At 59.9% G+C, this 426-nt stretch carries 2 rRNA genes (1 of these 2 running past the window's edge); both read left to right on the forward strand.

The features are described from left to right. Positions 1-104, forward strand: a 23S ribosomal RNA gene (locus ASE86_RS13220); its annotated part reaches 1339 nt to the left of the window's first position; the annotation flags it as partial. A gap of 171 nt (positions 105-275) precedes the next feature. Further along, positions 276-391 (forward strand): 5S ribosomal RNA (gene rrf / locus ASE86_RS13225). Positions 392-426 lie beyond the last annotated feature (35 nt).

A 426-nucleotide genomic window follows, 5' to 3' on the forward strand; every position in this document is an offset into this window, starting at 1 on the left:
CTCCCTTGAGAGCCGTGGAAGACCACCACGTTGATAGGCTGGGTGTGCAAGCGCGGTGACGCGTTGAGCTTACCAGTACTAATCGCTCGATTGAACTTGATCGCTCTCATGATCCATGTCCGTGACTTGGTTCGGCAGCCGCTGCAAAGCGGCTCCGATCCGCGGACGGTCAGAAGAACGAAACCAAAGACCAAAACGGTCGCCGCCTTACGGCTGTCGACCCGCGTCAGCTACGGCTGTCGCTCAGCTTGCCGAACAACGATGTGCTGCGCCGGTCTGGTGGTTTGAGCGGTGTGCCCAGAACCCGATCCCATCTCGAACTCGGCCGTTAAACGCACCAGCGCCCATGGTACTGTGTCTCAAGACACGGGAGAGTCGGTCGCCGCCAGACCTGCACAGCACATCACATCCCCTCCAGACGATCCG

The sequence above is a fragment of the Sphingomonas sp. Leaf33 genome, assembly GCF_001421785.1.
In the GTDB taxonomy this organism is placed as follows: Bacteria; Pseudomonadota; Alphaproteobacteria; order Sphingomonadales; family Sphingomonadaceae; genus Sphingomonas.